Consider the following 15,280-nt stretch of genomic DNA (forward strand, 5'->3'; position numbering starts at 1 on the left):
AAAAGCCGCCAATTCGCCAGTGCCGCTCGTTTGTTGCGCCTCAGGTTCGTTATGAGGGTGTCTTTTCTGCGTTAAGTACGTGTAACTTCAAGGTTATCGATCAGTCGGGTTGAGCCCGAATGGACTGCCGCGAGAATTACTAATTGCTTATCGTCACTGTTAGGAGCCGATAAGTCGTACTGGTTTTTGACTTCCAAGTAATCCAGTGCGAGCCCTAAATCTTGCCACTGCGCAATGACTGCAGCGCGAGCCTGCTCGATGTCTTGGTGCTCAGTAATTGCTTTGGCAAGGGTTTGTAAACCACTAAAGATATGGCTTGCATGTTCTTGTTGCGCTGTGGACAAATAGCCATTGCGAGAGCTCATGGCTAAACCAGAAGGCTCGCGTACCGTATCTACGCCAATAATATCAACAGGAATGCACAGGTCTTTAGCCATCAACCGAATCACTTTAAGCTGTTGGTAGTCCTTCTTTCCAAATACGGCAATGTCGGGCTGCACCATATTGAATAACTTACAAACTATAGTAGCAACGCCTTGAAAATGCCCCGGCCTGCTGGCGCCACACAGAATAGAGGAAATATCGGGGACATTCACCACGGTTTGCAGTTTAAGCCCGCGCGGATAAACCTCATCGACGGAAGGCACAAATAGGGCGTCGGCTCCGACTTTCACCAAAGCAGCTTTGTCGGCCTCAAGTGTTCTTGGATACCGGTCGAGGTCTTCGTGCGCACCAAATTGCAAGGGGTTCACAAAGATTGACACAATAACCTTGTCGGCGCGTGTTCTCGCCTGCTCCACTAGGCGTAAATGGCCGTTATGCAGGTTTCCCATAGTGGGTACCAGCGCCACAATTTGCTTTTGGCTGCGCCAATGGCTGAGGAGTGCGCGTAATTCGGCTACTGTATTGAGTTGCTGCATGGTTAATCGAAGCTCTGCTCTGGGCCTGGGAAGGTTCCCGATTTTACCGCGTTAACGTATGCTTGCACAGCTCCCGCTAAACTATTGGTTTCGGCTAGAAAATTACGGGTAAACTTGGGTAAATAATCGGCATTCATGCCCAACATGTCGTGCATAACCAATATTTGTCCGTCAGTTCCAGGGCCAGCTCCAATACCGATTACAGGAATGTCTAAAGCTTCGCTAAAGCGTTGCCCTAAAGCACTTGGTATACATTCAACAACCAGAAGTTGCGCACCTGCGGCTTGTAACTGCAAACCTTCTTGAATAAGTTGGTCGGCTTGTTCTGGATCGCGCCCTTGAATACGGTAGCCGCCGATAATATGAACTTGTTGCGGCAGCAGACCTAAATGGGCACAAACAGGAATGCCTTGTTGGGTGAGATGGGCGACTGTTTCGGTTAACCAGGCTCCGCCCTCTAATTTCACCATGTTTGCGCCAGCGCGCATTAACTCAGCGGCATTATAGGCTGCATCTATGGGTGTGGAGTAACTCATAAAGGGCATGTCGGCAATAACAAATGCATTGCCGGCACCGTTACGCACCGCCCGTGTATGATAGGCAATGTCCTCTACGGTAACACCCAAAGTTGTATCGTCGCCATGCAAAACCATCCCCAGAGAGTCGCCGATCAGCATTACATCAACGCCTTGGTCGGCGAAAAGTTTGCTGAAGCTAGCGTCGTATGCGGTAATGGCAGTGATTTTTTCACCCGCTTGCTTCTTTTTTACAAGATGCGCAATTCGAACTTTACTCATGGACATAAACCCACTTTCTTAACAGAATGATGAGGCATTGTAACCCTTGCACAACAGAGTGAAAAGCCAGTTAAAGTTAGCCGTTGGCTAACGGTCGTAGCCCTTTTAAATCAATTTCTTGCGCAAATTGTGCCGCAGTGATTTGATTGGGCAGTATGAAGTCGGGAGCAATTTCGGCAAGAGGAACAATCACAAACTCGCGTTCTAGCACGCCTGGGTGCGGAATTGTGAGGCGATCCGAGTTTATATTCAGTTGTTGCCCATAAAACAGAATGTCTAAGTCTAGCGTGCGTGGCCCCCATCGCAAGGTTCGCTCTCGGCCTTGGCTTGCTTCAATATGTTGCAGCGCGTCGAGCAATTCTAGAGGTGCCAAAACAGTACCAATAATAGCCACAGCATTGACATAATCGGGCTGGGCGTGAGGGCCCATTGGGGTGCTGGTGTAAAATCGAGAGCACACCCGAAGTTCAATATCGGCGTGCGCTGTTAATTGTGCCAGCGCCTGCGTTAATTGCTGCGCCGGCTCATTTAGGTTTGCGCCTAAGCCAATAATGCACTCAGTCATCAGCGCGTTCATTGGCTCGGCTTGCGACGTCGGGTACGACGGCGGGGGGCTCCTGTCCGTCGTTTCGCTTGCGTAGGCGCTACCGCCGTTGCGTCTGGGTGATCCGCTTGTAGCTGGGTCCAGAACTCGCCGAGCTCGCGCAATTGCGGGTCATTCTCAACACGACCGCGCAGTAGCAGGAAGTCATAACCGGCTCTAAATTTGGGGTGACTGAGCAGGCGTATTGATTTTCGTGGGCTGGTTTGTTGAAGCCGCAACTGCAACAGCCAAATGTCGCGCATAGGTAAACTGAAGCGCTTGGGTAGCGCAATGCTTCGCGCTTGCAAACCGACAATATCAGCCGAGGCAATTTGGTATGCGTCAAACTCACTCAAACTGGCTTCTTGCATAATCTCGTCGGCACGGGCCACCATGGGGTACCACAGGAGGGCTGCAAATAAATAGCCGGGATTCACCGACTTATTCTGTGCAAGCCGTAAGTCGGTGTCGATAAATGCTTGCAAGACCATGCGGTACTCAATGCTTTGCGGATCTTTTAACGGTGTTTTTAATACCGGGAACAGCGGTGCCATGAGCCCGAGTTCGTTCATAACCTCAAAGTTTGCTTGTGCTTTTTGGTTTAAGAACATCTTCAAAAACTCTTCAAACAAGCGTGCAGCGGGTATGTCGTCAAGCAAGTGTGCGAGTTTAGGGATCGGTTTGCGGCAGCTTTCTTCAATCCGCAAGCCAAGCTTCGTTGCAAAACGTACGGCACGGATCATCCGCACTGGGTCTTCGCGGTAACGGGCTTCGGGCTCACCAATAAGTTTTAGATTTCCTGCTTCTAAATCGGCCATACCGCCAACAAAGTCGTAAATAGCAAAGTCAGCAATGTTGTAATACAGGGCATTCAGAGTGAAGTCGCGGCGTTGTGCGTCTTCTTCAATGCTGCCGTAAACATTGTCGCGTAGCAGCATGCCCTCGTCGTTCTTTCGCGATAATTTGTTGTCGTCTTCGTGCTCGTCGCTGTGGTGGCCGCGGAAAGTCGCCACTTCTATAACATCGCGGCCATAAACGATGTGTGCTAAACGAAAGCGACGACCAATTAAGCGGCAGTTGCGAAAGAGTTGCTTAATTTGTTCTGGTGTAGCGTTCGTCACTACGTCGAAGTCTTTTGGTTGTACGCCAAGCAACAAGTCACGTACGCAGCCGCCCACAAGGTAAGCGTCAAAGCCAGCCTTGTGTAAACGATAAAGTACTTTCAGCGCATGTTCGGAAATATCGTTCCGTGAAATAGGGTGTTGGTCTCTTGGTATACAAACCACTTTTGCTGGCGCCGCTTGTTTTTTACTGGAGCTTGCTATGGCTTCTTTTGCCATAGTCACAAATCGCTTGATAATAGTGATCTTCCTTTGCAATGAAATTACCGAACTCAAGGCGGTGATTCTAGCCTAACCGAGAGCGGTTGAAAATGCAGCGATAGATATTATCTGTATTTCGTTGGCCATTGTTGAATGCCAAAATTCAATAACTCAGCTGGTTTTGCGCCGTTGAGTTCCTGTGGCGGCGACAAACCGAGTTTGGTGAGTGCAGAAAATAAATTCGCCGACGCATGCTTGGCTTCTATCGCAGGCGCATGATTTTGCTTGCTGAGCTTTTGCCCGCGGGCGTCGAGTTGCAAGGGTAAGTGGAGGTAGTGTGGCGCTTGCTGAAGCGGAAAGGACAGCTTTGAACGCTTTGATAACTGTTGCAGGCTTTGCCACAAACTCAATTGCCAAACCGTAGGGAAAAGTAAATCTGCACCGCGCACGACATGGGAAATCTTTTGTTGGTAATCGTCTACCACAACAGCCAGTTGATAAGCCCACAGCTTGTCTCTGCGTTTGAGTACGAAGTCTTCTTGGGCAAATTCGGGAGGGACTTGAATAGTTCCGGCGGCACGGTCGCTAAATTGGCTCACGTGCGCATTATTTGTGAAGCGCACACTCGCCTGTGCTGGCTGTCGATTTCGCTTCCGACAATACCCGTCGTAATGCCCGCCCCGCGCTTTAATTTCCGCGCGAGTGCAGGTGCAGTAATACGCATCTTGCTGCGCTATTAGCGCATTCAAAACGGCGTCAAAATGAGGCTCGGATTCATGCTGCCAGTGAATGGCACCGTCCCAAAACAGTTCGTGCGCCTCTAATTGCCGGCAAATAGTTGCGGCAGCACCTGCAACTTCCCGCGGTGGATCAATATTTTCAATCCGAAGTCGCCACTCGCCGCCATTCGCTCGCGCGTCGAGAAAACTACCCAGCGCAGCAACTAAAGAGCCCGCATGAAGCGGGCCCGATGGACTTGGCGCGAAACGCCCGCGATAGTGCATAAAACCGAGCTATGAACCTTTCATTTGTTTTTCACGAATTTCGGCTAGGCTTTTGCAGTCAATGCACAAGTCGGCCGTGGGGCGCGCTTCTAAGCGGCGAATACCAATTTCGACTCCGCACGATTCGCAAAAGCCAAAGTCGTCATGCTCAATGAGTTCGAGGGTTTTCTCAATTTTTTTAATTAACTTGCGCTCGCGATCGCGAGTACGCAATTCAATGGCGAACTCTTCTTCTTGCGCTGCGCGGTCAACTGGGTCTGCGTAGTTCTCTGCGTCTTCTTTTAAGTGGCCCACGGTGCGGTCAACTTCTTCACGCAACTGCGATCGCCATGCTTCAAGAATACGTTTAAAGTGGCCGCGTTGGGCCTCGTTCATGTATTCTTCACCGTCTTTTTCTACGTAAGGCTCAAGCCCTGCTAGCGCTAAAATACCGTGCGCCTTTCTTTCCTTAGCTTCCGCCATAATCACACTCCTCCGGGAGAATTCGCTCGTCCCAAAATAAAAGTTGGGTATGTATACCAGAATAAAAATAACCGTGCAATTTTACTGAGAAGCCACTTTATGGGGGCTACTTTTCCATATTCAAGTGCACCAATGGCTAAAAGTAATTTTTTCCTGCTCAATTTTAAAATGAGCTTCTATAACCATAAGTCCGTGTGCTTTGGCTTGGGCCAAGGCGTGGGCGTAGTCTGGATCGATATGTTTGGCTACCGCGACCCGCTGAATGCCGGTATGCAGCACGGCATAACATACGCATACGCGCTGACCCGCTTTCAATAATTCGGTCATCTCCTTTAACTGGCGGGTGCCACGTACAGACACCGCGTCGGGAAAGTAACCGATGCCGTTTTCGCCCAACAAGGTTACCGATTTCACTTCGATATAAAGCATGGGAACATTGCTATGTTCACTGACCAAACGCAAGTCTATACGGCTTTTCTGGCCAAAACGGATCTCTCGTTCAACGCGCTGGTAGTTTTGAAAAAGCGGCAAGGGTGCAGTGTCAATTGCGTCGGCGACCAACGCATTGGCGCGGTGTGTGTTAACGCAGATCCACTGCTGCTGATGATTTTCGGCGAGCTCCCATGTGTGTGGGTACTTTCGCTTTGGATTGTTGCTCGTGCTATACCAGACCCTGTAGCCCGGCTCTGCACAGCCGCTCATGGCACCCGTATTGGCGCAGTGCAGCGTCAGTGTGCTGCCGTCTGGGCGTTCGACATCTGCGAGAAATCGTTTATAGCGACGAATTAAAATTGCTGGTAAAAGTTTGGGTTCAAATTGCATAAGTAGTCTATTTCTCGGTACAGTATGCGCTTTCTAAAGCGTTGTGTTGCATCTGACAAGCACAGTTGAAACATTCGAAAGCGAATAAACTACGTGGTGAGGTTGAGTATGTCTAGTCCTGTACAAGTGAAGTTAACGCAAGCAGAAGTGCCGGCAAGTGTGCGCAGTAAAAGCGTAGTATTCGCCACGGAAAATGGGTTTAGTATAGCGGTAGGTAATCAGCCAGCAGACGCGTTGCGTATTATTCAGCAGGCTGGCCGAAAGCTCGAACAGTTGGGCGTGTCGGAAGTTACTTTTGCCGGTGAGGGCTGGGATTTAGAGCGTCAATGGGCATTTGCCCAAGGCTTTACCGACACGCTCAGCACTAATTCCGTGCATTTTTCGGTGGAGCACAAAGAGCAACTCGAAGCACTCACTGCAACCTTGCGCTGGGTGCGTAAGCTGATAAATGCACCGTCATCAGAAGTTTATCCCGAATCATTGGCACAAGCCGTTATTGAAGAGTTAGAGAAGATTGGCGGTAAAGCTGTGTCTGCTCGAACGCTTACCGGCCCTGAGTTGGTAAAGGAAGGGTTCCACGGTATTCATACGGTGGGCCGCGCCAGTCAGCACCCACCTGTATTCCTCGAACTCGATTACAACCCAACCCAAGACGCAAATGCAGACATTGATTACGCGCTCATAGGGAAAGGTATTACCTTCGACACCGGTGGCTACAGCATTAAGTCGAGTGAGGGCATGGTAGCAATGAAGTGCGATATGGGCGGCGCCGCAACAGTTGCAGGCGCATTGGCGCTAGCAATTCGCAATGGCTTGCAAAAACGCGTAAAGCTGCTGCTGTGTTGTGCTGAGAACATGATCGACGGTACCGCCTATAAGAATGGCGATATTATTACTTATAAAGACGGCCAGACCGTCGAAATTGTGAACACCGATGCGGAAGGACGATTGGTGCTCGCCGACGGTTTGATTCGTGCAGGAGAGCTTAAAGCGAAACGTATTATCGACGCGGCTACTCTAACCGGTGCAGCGCAAGTTGCGGTGGGTACTGAATACAATGCGTTGTTTAGTGTCGACCGTGATTTTGCAGCCAAAGCACTGGAAACGGCACAGAGTGTAAATGAAAATTTGTGGCGTTTACCATTAGCGCCGTGGCATCAGTTTCAGTGCCCATCTGCCTTTGCAGATACAGCCAACAGCCGCCCACAAAAAGGTGGCGGTACTGGCGGCGCGAGCAATGCGGCGGGTTTCTTACTGCGCTTTGCGCCTAAGGCAGGTGCAGGCTGGCTGCATTTTGATTTAGCCGCAGCCTATCATGGCCAAGCCAATGCGTTCTGGGCCACCGGTGCTACCGGCGTTGGCGTTCGAACCATTGCAGGGCTTTTATTGAAGGATGAAAGCTGAAGGATGAAAGCTGAAGGATGAAAGCTGAAGGATGAAAGCTGAACAATGAAAGTTAAGCCCTTGAGCGGGTTTGCGTATGGTACATATTAACGCGGAGACCGCGCTCTCCGCTGAATCTTTTCCGGTTGTTGCTATTCTTCCTGAATTGCAATTGGCACTGCGGCATTCACATGCTGTTATTGAGGCTGCGCCCGGAGCTGGTAAATCGACCATTATTCCGCCTTGGCTACTCCAGCAACTCGATGAAACCGGCGGTAAGATTGTTCTTTTACAACCGCGCCGTGTAGCTGCTGTAAGCGTGGCGCGTTATATCGCCGAGCAACTAGGCGAGCCGTTAGGTGGGCGTGTTGGCTTTCATATTCGCCAGCAGCGTGTGGCAAGTGAACAAACCCAACTTTTAGTGGTAACCGAGGGTATATTTACCCGTATGGTCCAGCACGATCCTGAATTGAAAGGCGTTCGGTTTGTCATTTTTGACGAGTTTCATGAGCGTAATCTGCATAGTGATCTTGGCCTTGCGTTGGCACTCGAAGTACTGGAATTGAATACCTCGTTGCGGCTACTGATTATGTCGGCTACCTTGCCCGGCGAGCATATTCAGCGTTGGCTTGAGAGGGAGGGCGTGCCCACACAACTTTTGGTGAGTGAAGGGCGCTCGTTCCCTATTCAGTATCACTATCGACCTCCTTCCCAGCTAAGTGAGTGGTTACTCGCTATCCCCAACATAATTCATGAGGCATTCTCAATTGCTGAGCAAGGCGTTTTAGTGTTTTTGCCTGGCGCTAAAGAAATTCGTTATGTGCAGCAAAACTTAAAACTTTTACCGGATATTCAGTGCTTTGAATTGCATGGCCAATTAAGTGTGAACGAACAGCGGCAGGTATTAATGCCGCTGAGCAAAGGCCGTAAGTTAGTACTTGCTACTAACCTAGCGGAGACCAGCTTAACCATTCCGGATATTGATGTGGTTGTGGACAGTGGTCGTGAACGGCAAGCAAGCTATGATCCAAACTATCAGCTAACGCGGCTAAGTACGCGCATGATTTCCAAAGCATCAGCAGCTCAACGCGCAGGGCGCGCCGGTCGAGTTGGGCCTGGGCATTGTTTTCGGTTATGGCAAGCACAGCACACCGAGCGGCTCGACGCGTTTTCGGCACCAGCGATTGAGCGCGAACGTTTAACGGAATTGTTATTAGAGTTACTGGTGTGGGGTGCGCAGCCTGTGCAGATGAAATGGATTACGCCGCCCTCGGCGCGGTTACTCACGAACGCAGAGCAGCAGCTGTTAGCTTTTAATGCCATTCAAAAAGAGCCCGACGGGAAACCCGTGGTGACCGCCGTGGGCCGCAAGCTTGCAAGCATGGGAACGGAGCTTCAATACGCCGCCATAGTGAATGCTACTCAGGCGTCGCCGCTGCCGGTTAAAATACGAATTGCGTGGGTGTTGGCGATACTTGAAACGCGTGAAGTCAAATTACAAGGCGACGCGTCTGCTGCGCTGCAGCGAAGCTTAGTAACATGGCAACAATTTCCTCGCACGGCAGAGCGGTTTCGCCACTGGCTGCGTGGTTTGGGTGTTGCTAATGAAGTAAGCGATATTGGTGAATCCGAAAGTGAATTCGAAAGCGGCTCGTGGCAGCAGTGTATTAAAATGTTACTGCATGGATTAGGAAGTGAGGTTGTGCAAGTGCAAAGCGGGCGCTTACGAATGGCCAACGGGCTCGCATTACAGTTACCCCACGACGCTGTAAATTTTCGGCAAAATCCGTGCTGGCTACTCGCCTTAGATGTTGCAGTAACCGATGATTTAACAGCTGCGAAACTCTGGAGTTATTTACCCTTGTCGGCGGAAGCCTTACTCCTTATTGAGCACCCGCTGAAGGCGGAACAGGAACGTGCTCAATGGCGCAGTGAAAAAGGAGGCTTAGTGCTACTGCGTGAGCTATGTTGGGGCAAGTTGATTCTGCGCCAAACAGAACAAAACGCGCCCATTACTGCGCCGCTACGTGTGCAGGCATTGTGCGACTGGATTCGAACCCAGGGTATACAGCAGGCCTGTAACTGGAGTGCCCAAACCGAAACCTTACTGGAGCGACTTTATTTGTATAAAGTGTGGCTTCACACGCGACAGCAGGAGCCGCCAACCTTTTTTAGCTCTATTGCAGAATTAGAAGCGAATTTAGAGCCGTGGAGCGGGCTTTACTTGCAAGATATTTTAACCCGTGAGGCTTTGCTAAAATGGAGTCCAAATGAAGCACTGCTGGCGCAACTTGATTATCAGCAGCAACAACAATTAAATACTTTGTTTCCTACGCATTGGTTGGCACCGAGCGGCCGCCGGCACCTTATTCGTTATCTCGCCGGAGAGTCGCCGCGTGTAGCGTTGAAGTTGCAAGAGGTTTTTGGCACGCCTCAGAGTCCACAAATTGCAGGAGGTGAGTGTGTACTTACGTTTGATTTGCTGTCGCCGGCTGGGCGACCTTTGCAACGAACAGCCGATCTAACCTCGTTTTGGCAGAATGCATGGCCAGCGGTAAGAAAAGAAATGCGGGGGCGTTACCCAAAACACCCATGGCCAGAGTCGCCAGAGCATGCAGCAGCAACGCATTTGTCGAAACGACAATTTGAGCGAGAACAACTCAACCGGAATGGAAGTAAAAAATGAGAATGGCGCGACCGCTCAGTATCCTCTTTAAACTCGCCATAGCAATGGGCGTGGTTCTGCTATTTTATATCGTGTATCTCGACAGCAGCGTAACCCAGCGCTTCACCCATGCCCGATATCAAGCGCCGGCGTTGATCTACAGTGAAGGCCTTGCCTTGTCGCCAGAGCAGCCTGTAAGCCTTACGCGCCTACTTGAAGAGCTCCGCGCGCTTGATTACCGAAATAGTCGTTATGCGCGCAGTGTGGGTGAGTATCAGCACCAAGGGCAACAAGTGCTACTGTATCGGCGGTCTTTTGATTTACCGCAGCAAATATTGCCAGCAAAACGCGTTCGGCTACTGTTTAACGACGAGGATGTGCTCGCACGCATCGAAACTTGGCCAGAACAAAATGCGTTAATGGAGCTTCATTTAGAGCCGCAATTTTTGGGCCGTTTTTCCAGCGACAATGCAGAAGACCGCTTGTTAGTAGGCTTAGAACAAGTCCCCACCTTGCTGCAAGAGACCTTGTTGCTCATTGAAGATCAACAGTTCTATCACCACTGGGGATTACGGCCAACGTCGATATTACGTGCCGCACTGACTAATTTACGAGCAGGGCGAACAGTGGAGGGTGGCAGTACCATTACTCAGCAGTTGGTTAAAAATATGTTTTTAACCCATGAGCAAACTTATATTCGCAAGTTTAATGAAGCCCTGATGGCGTTGATTTTAGATTTTCGTTTCAGCAAAGACACCATTCTCGAAACCTATTTTAATGAAGTGTATTTTGGCCAAGACGGTGCGCATGCTATTCATGGTATTGCGCTTGCAAGCCAGTTTTATTTCGGCACGACTATCGACGCGCTGAACGTGGAAGAAATAGCCATGTTGGTGGGTATGATCAAAGGGCCGGGAATTTACGAACCACGCCGCAACCCTGAACGCGCCAAGGCTCGCCGAGATTTAGTACTGCGGCTTATGTTTGAGCGAGAGTTGATTTCCCAAACGCAATATTTGGCGGCACTCGACAGCCCACTCACAACCCGTGCTGGCAGTCGGTTAGCGCGTTTTAATCGTCCTGACTTTATTGATTTAGTGCAACAGGAGCTGCGCTTGCTCCTTCCAGACCGAAGCTGGCAAGAGACCGGGCTACGGGTTTTTACCACCTTTAGCCCTGGGTTGCAGGTCGCCTTAGAAGAAGCTGCTCGGCAAAGCACGCAAGCCGAAGCCTTGGGTGCTCTTGAGCGGGCAATGGTGGTGTCTGACTATCGTACGGGCGCGGTTAAAGCATTGGTGGGAGGGCGCAATCCAGTGTTCGCTGGGTTTAACCGAGCGCTAGCGGCTGCGCGCCCAGTCGGCTCGTTAATTAAGCCTTGGGTTTATGCGGTGGCGCTCGAACAACCAGAACGCTACCAATTAGCCTCGCTACTCGATGATTCTCCACTTCGTTTAACCGATGAAAAAGGAGAAGTTTGGGCTCCTCGCAACTTCGATGGTGAATTTCTTGGCCCCATCACGCTCTATCAAAGCTTGGTCGAGTCGCGCAATATTCCAGTGGTACGAGTGGGATTAGACGTTTCCGCGCAAGCGGTAAGCGAACGCATTCGTCAAGCCGGTGTAGTGCGTAAGGTTAACCCGTGGCCGTCGCTGTTCTTAGGGGCTGTGGAACTTACCCCGCTTGATGTCAATCGTTTGTACTCAGCACTGGCGAACGCTGGACGGGCACAACGGCAACACAGCATTACGGCGATTACTACCCATCGGGGTGAGGTGCTCTACAGAGCCCACGACAGCACAGCAAAGGGCAATAGCGCGCAAGTTTTTACCGAAGAAGCGGCCTATTTAACACGGTTTGCCTTGCAGGGAGCGGTGCGCCAGGGCACGGCACAAGCGTTACAGCGGTTCGCACCCGACTTGGCGGGAAAAACCGGCTCCACAAATGACTTACGCGACAGTTGGTTTGTGTCGTTCGATGGTGCTTATGTGCTTACCACATGGGTAGGTGCCGACGACAACAGCTCTATTGGGCTTACCGGTAGCCGGGCAGCACTGCCGTTAGCCGATGCCTTTTGGAGCCGAGTGGGTGTGCAACCACAAAGTACCGAATTACCGGCAACGCTGGCAATGAAGCATTTTCATTTGGCCACAGGCGGGCGGCTTGGAGAGCATTGTGAAGGAGCGGTAGCGCTTCCTGCTTTTCGCTCAGAGCAGGATAACAACCGTTTAGACTGCCGTGGTGCAGTGGTAAATGACCCGCAAGATACCCGTGAGCAGCCAGAACAAAAGCGGCGCTCGTGGTGGCGCCGCATATTTAACTAAAGGCTCACTCGGCGATATTCTCGATATTCGGGCTGCCAGAATAGGGTATTAATTCGCATTTTTAGTACGGCATCGTCGATTTCCAAGGCGTGGCCTTGTTGCTGAGCCACTTTCCCCACCGCAAAAGCGATTTCCTTCGACAGCTGAGCAATGGCATTGAGCGGCGGTAGTAGGTTGTCGCTTGTGCCGAGCACACGGGGTGACAACGCGGCTAACGTTTCGCTTGCTGCAATCATCATCTCTTCGGTAACGCGTTTCGACTTCACCGCTAACACGCCAAGTCCAATACCCGGAAATATATAACTGTTGTTGCACTGTGCGATCGGATAAACAATACCGTCTACCGTGACCTGATCGAACGGGCTGCCGGTTGCCATAATTGCTTTGCCTTGTGTCCAGCGCAGTACGTCACGCGGGTGCGCTTCCACATGCCGAGACGGATTACTCAGCGGAAAAATAATGGGTGTGTCACAATACTGTTGCATGGCATGAATGACTTGTTCGGTGAACAGTCCCGGTTGGCCAGACACACCAATCAGAACGGTGGGCTGGGCGCAATGCATAATGTCGAGCAGCGATGGATATTCGCCGCTGAAACTCCAACTTTCGATATGAGCCGAACGTTGCGCCAATGCCTGTTGGAAATCGCGCAGTCCGGTCATCTGCTCGGTAAGCAAGCCATAGCGATCCACCATGTAAATTTGCGATTGTGCTTGTTCACGGCTCAAGCCTTCTTTGCACATGTGCGCAATGATCTGTTCCGCAATGCCGCACCCAGCAGAGCCTGAGCCAACGAAAACCACGCGCTGTTCCGAAAGTGTTTGGTCCTTGGCTCGACATGCGGCCAATAAGGTTCCTGCGGTAACTGCAGCAGTTCCCTGAATATCATCGTTAAAGCAGCATGCCTGATCTTGATAACGCTTTAAAATAGGCATCGCATTTTGCTGAGCGAAGTCTTCAAATTGCACTAAAACACCGGGCCAGCGGCGTTGCACTGCCTGCATAAAGGTGTCGATAAAGGCGTCGTATTCTTCACCCGCAATGCGTTTGTGACGCGCCCCCATGTACATCGGGTCGTTCAGTAGCTTTTCGTTATTGGTGCCCACGTCGAGCATAATGGGCAGGGTATAAGCAGGGCTAATGCCCCCGCAAACCGTATAAAGCGCCAATTTCCCAATAGGAATACCCATGCCGCCAATACCTTGGTCGCCCAAGCCCAAAATGCGTTCGCCGTCGGTCACCACAATTACTTTTACATTTCGTTTGGTTGCATTGCGGAGTATATCGTCCATGTTGTTGCGATCGTCGTACGACAAAAACAATCCACGAGAACTGCGGTAAATATCGGAAAATTGCTCACAGGCGTCCCCCACAGTAGGGGTGTAAATTATGGGCATCATTTCGTCGATATGTTCGCGCACTAAGCGGTAATACATAGTTTCGTTCGTGTCTTGAATAGCGCGCAAGAAAATATGCTTATTTAATGCAGTATCAAAGGTTTGATACTGCATATAAGCGCGAGCAACTTGCTCGTCTATCGTTTCGTAGCGAGGTGGCAGTAGCCCGGTAAGGTTAAACTCTTTGCGCTCTTCAGGGCTAAATGCACTACTTTTGTTCAGTAGTGGGGTTTCCAACAGGGTTGGGCCGGAATAGTGCGTATAAAGGGTTTTTCTACTGCTGGTGTCGCTCATTGGAATTCCTATCGGTTATTTGTTGAGTTGTGAGAATGCGTAATCTGCACAATTTAACGTTTCTTCAATATCGCTCGCCGTGTGTGCCATCGACATAAAGCCTGCCTCGTAGGCACTCGGTGCTAAATAAACACCATGGCTTAACATTGCGTGGTAGAAGGTTCTGAAATGCTCCATATTGCACTGTGTGGCTTGTTCGAAGCTGGTGACTTTATCTGCGTCGGTAAAGAAGAAGCCGAACATACCTCCAGCGCGGTTGGTGGTAAAAGGAATTTGGTGTTTGTCTGCCAATTCTTGCATACCATTCATTAAATCTTTTACTCGCTCTTCTAATTGCATATAAAGAGTGCGATCAGTTAACAGATTTAACGTGGCTAAACCTGCAGCCATGGCAACGGGGTTACCCGAGAGGGTTCCTGCCTGATACACAGGCCCAGTCGGCGCAATGTAGTCCATAATTTCATGCTTGCCGCCGAATGCACCCACCGGCATGCCACCCCCAATAATTTTCCCCAAGCAGGTTAAGTCGGGTTTCACATTATAGAACTCTTGCCCTCCGCCGCGAGAAACCCGAAAGCCGGTCATAACTTCATCGAAAATAAGTACAGCGCCATACTGGTCACAGACCGCGCGTAACCCTTCTAAAAATCCGGGTTCGGGTAAGATTAGGTTCATGTTGCCGGCCACGGGCTCAACAATAATGCAGGCAATATCTTCACCCACTTCTTTAAACACTTGCTCAACTTGCCCGAGATTATTGTAAGCCACGGTGAGGGTGTGCTTGGCGACTTCTTCTGGAATGCCTGGAGAGCTGGGAACTCCGAGCGTTAGTGCGCCTGAACCGGCCTTCACGAGCAAGGAGTCCGCATGGCCGTGGTAACAGCCTTCGAATTTGAGTATTTTATTACGCCCTGTGTAGCCTCGCGCTAAGCGAATAGCGCTCATGGTTGCTTCTGTGCCCGAGTTCACCATGCGTACTTTTTCGATAGAAGGCACTAAGCTAATCACTTTCTCCGCCATGGTAATTTCAGCGGCGGTGGGTGTACCAAAGCTTAAGCCGCGTTCTGCGGCTTCAATGGCCGCATCACGCACTTCCGGGTGATTGTGGCCGAGTAACATCGGGCCCCAAGAGCCAATGTAGTCGATATAGCGAGTGCCGTCGGCGTCGAATAAATAGGCTCCGGTTGCACGCTCAATAAAAATAGGAGAGCCACCCACACCTTTAAAGGCACGTACAGGTGAATTTACGCCGCCAGGAATAACGCGTTGGGCTTTTTCGAATAATTCTGAAGAACGAGACATAGTAGTTT

At 50.6% G+C, this 15,280-nt stretch carries 12 protein-coding genes; 3 read left to right on the forward strand and 9 right to left on the reverse strand.

Annotation, left to right across the window (positions count from 1 at the left end; genetic code table 11):
- Positions 1 to 71: 71 nt before the first annotated feature.
- From panC to sfsA, 7 genes are all read right to left on the reverse strand, one after another.
- Positions 72 to 920, reverse strand: a complete 849-nt coding sequence (panC, locus tag DQW12_RS10825; RefSeq protein WP_113907892.1) for a pantoate--beta-alanine ligase — start codon at positions 918 to 920, stop codon at positions 72 to 74.
- Between the two features lie 2 nt (positions 921 to 922).
- On the reverse strand, positions 923 to 1,717 hold the full coding sequence (panB, locus tag DQW12_RS10830) for a 3-methyl-2-oxobutanoate hydroxymethyltransferase (RefSeq protein ID WP_113908010.1): 795 nt from the start codon (positions 1,715 to 1,717) through the stop codon (positions 923 to 925).
- Positions 1,718 to 1,793: 76 nt separating this feature from the next.
- Positions 1,794 to 2,282, reverse strand: a complete 489-nt coding sequence (gene folK, locus DQW12_RS10835) for a 2-amino-4-hydroxy-6-hydroxymethyldihydropteridine diphosphokinase (RefSeq protein WP_113908011.1) — start codon at positions 2,280 to 2,282, stop codon at positions 1,794 to 1,796.
- Between the two features lie 8 nt (positions 2,283 to 2,290).
- On the reverse strand, positions 2,291 to 3,640 hold the full coding sequence (gene pcnB / locus DQW12_RS10840) for a polynucleotide adenylyltransferase PcnB (protein WP_113907893.1): 1,350 nt from the start codon (positions 3,638 to 3,640) through the stop codon (positions 2,291 to 2,293).
- Positions 3,641 to 3,747: 107 nt separating this feature from the next.
- A complete protein-coding gene (gene gluQRS / locus DQW12_RS10845; RefSeq protein WP_113907894.1) occupies positions 3,748 to 4,626 on the reverse strand; it encodes a tRNA glutamyl-Q(34) synthetase GluQRS in 879 nt (292 codons plus the stop codon).
- Positions 4,627 to 4,635: 9 nt separating this feature from the next.
- Positions 4,636 to 5,088 (reverse strand): RNA polymerase-binding protein DksA, encoded by a 453-nt coding sequence (gene dksA / locus DQW12_RS10850; RefSeq protein ID WP_113907895.1) that lies wholly within the window; start codon positions 5,086 to 5,088, stop codon positions 4,636 to 4,638.
- 120 nt (positions 5,089 to 5,208) lie between these two features.
- Entirely contained in the window at positions 5,209 to 5,910 is a 702-nt protein-coding gene (sfsA, locus tag DQW12_RS10855; RefSeq protein ID WP_113907896.1) for a DNA/RNA nuclease SfsA, read from the reverse strand.
- 108 nt (positions 5,911 to 6,018) lie between these two features.
- Between sfsA and pepB the strand changes: the two genes are divergently transcribed.
- The 3 genes from pepB to mrcB all read left to right on the forward strand — a co-directional run bounded on the left by pepB (position 6,019) and on the right by mrcB (position 12,279).
- Positions 6,019 to 7,314: an aminopeptidase PepB gene (gene pepB, locus DQW12_RS10860; protein ID WP_113907897.1), complete on the forward strand. Its 1,296-nt coding sequence runs from the start codon at positions 6,019 to 6,021 to the stop codon at positions 7,312 to 7,314.
- Between the two features lie 76 nt (positions 7,315 to 7,390).
- A complete protein-coding gene (gene hrpB, locus DQW12_RS10865; protein ID WP_113907898.1) occupies positions 7,391 to 9,979 on the forward strand; it encodes an ATP-dependent helicase HrpB in 2,589 nt (862 codons plus the stop codon).
- Positions 9,976 to 12,279 carry a penicillin-binding protein 1B gene (gene mrcB / locus DQW12_RS10870; protein ID WP_113907899.1) on the forward strand — a complete coding sequence of 768 codons (2,304 nt, stop codon included), beginning with the start codon at positions 9,976 to 9,978 and terminating at the stop codon, positions 12,277 to 12,279. The genes hrpB and mrcB overlap by 4 nt, the downstream gene beginning before the upstream one ends.
- Here mrcB and DQW12_RS10875 read toward each other — a convergent pair.
- On the reverse strand, positions 12,276 to 13,970 hold the full coding sequence (locus tag DQW12_RS10875; protein ID WP_113907900.1) for an NAD-dependent malic enzyme: 1,695 nt from the start codon (positions 13,968 to 13,970) through the stop codon (positions 12,276 to 12,278). The two genes, mrcB and DQW12_RS10875, sit on opposite strands and share 4 nt — an antisense overlap.
- Positions 13,971 to 13,985: 15 nt before the next feature.
- Positions 13,986 to 15,272: a glutamate-1-semialdehyde 2,1-aminomutase gene (hemL, locus tag DQW12_RS10880; protein ID WP_113907901.1), complete on the reverse strand. Its 1,287-nt coding sequence runs from the start codon at positions 15,270 to 15,272 to the stop codon at positions 13,986 to 13,988.
- Between the last annotated feature and the right edge of the window lie 8 nt (positions 15,273 to 15,280).

The sequence above is a fragment of the Aliidiomarina celeris genome, from assembly GCF_003316875.1.
In the GTDB taxonomy this organism is placed as follows: Bacteria; Pseudomonadota; Gammaproteobacteria; order Enterobacterales; family Alteromonadaceae; genus Aliidiomarina; species Aliidiomarina celeris.

Bases quoted from the DNA above. Each gene is read 5' to 3' on its own strand.
- panC (WP_113907892.1), bottom strand. From the start codon at position 920: ATGCAGCAACTCAATACAGTAGCCGAATTACGCGCACTCCTCAGCCAT.
- panB (WP_113908010.1), bottom strand. From the start codon at position 1,717: ATGAGTAAAGTTCGAATTGCGCATCTTGTAAAAAAGAAGCAAGCGGGT.
- folK (WP_113908011.1), bottom strand. From the start codon at position 2,282: ATGACTGAGTGCATTATTGGCTTAGGCGCAAACCTAAATGAGCCGGCG.
- pcnB (WP_113907893.1), bottom strand. From the start codon at position 3,640: ATGGCAAAAGAAGCCATAGCAAGCTCCAGTAAAAAACAAGCGGCGCCA.
- gluQRS (WP_113907894.1), bottom strand. From the start codon at position 4,626: ATGCACTATCGCGGGCGTTTCGCGCCAAGTCCATCGGGCCCGCTTCAT.
- dksA (WP_113907895.1), bottom strand. From the start codon at position 5,088: ATGGCGGAAGCTAAGGAAAGAAAGGCGCACGGTATTTTAGCGCTAGCA.
- sfsA (WP_113907896.1), bottom strand. From the start codon at position 5,910: ATGCAATTTGAACCCAAACTTTTACCAGCAATTTTAATTCGTCGCTAT.
- pepB (WP_113907897.1), top strand. From the start codon at position 6,019: ATGTCTAGTCCTGTACAAGTGAAGTTAACGCAAGCAGAAGTGCCGGCA.
- hrpB (WP_113907898.1), top strand. From the start codon at position 7,391: ATGGTACATATTAACGCGGAGACCGCGCTCTCCGCTGAATCTTTTCCG.
- mrcB (WP_113907899.1), top strand. From the start codon at position 9,976: ATGAGAATGGCGCGACCGCTCAGTATCCTCTTTAAACTCGCCATAGCA.
- DQW12_RS10875 (WP_113907900.1), bottom strand. From the start codon at position 13,970: ATGAGCGACACCAGCAGTAGAAAAACCCTTTATACGCACTATTCCGGC.
- hemL (WP_113907901.1), bottom strand. From the start codon at position 15,272: ATGTCTCGTTCTTCAGAATTATTCGAAAAAGCCCAACGCGTTATTCCT.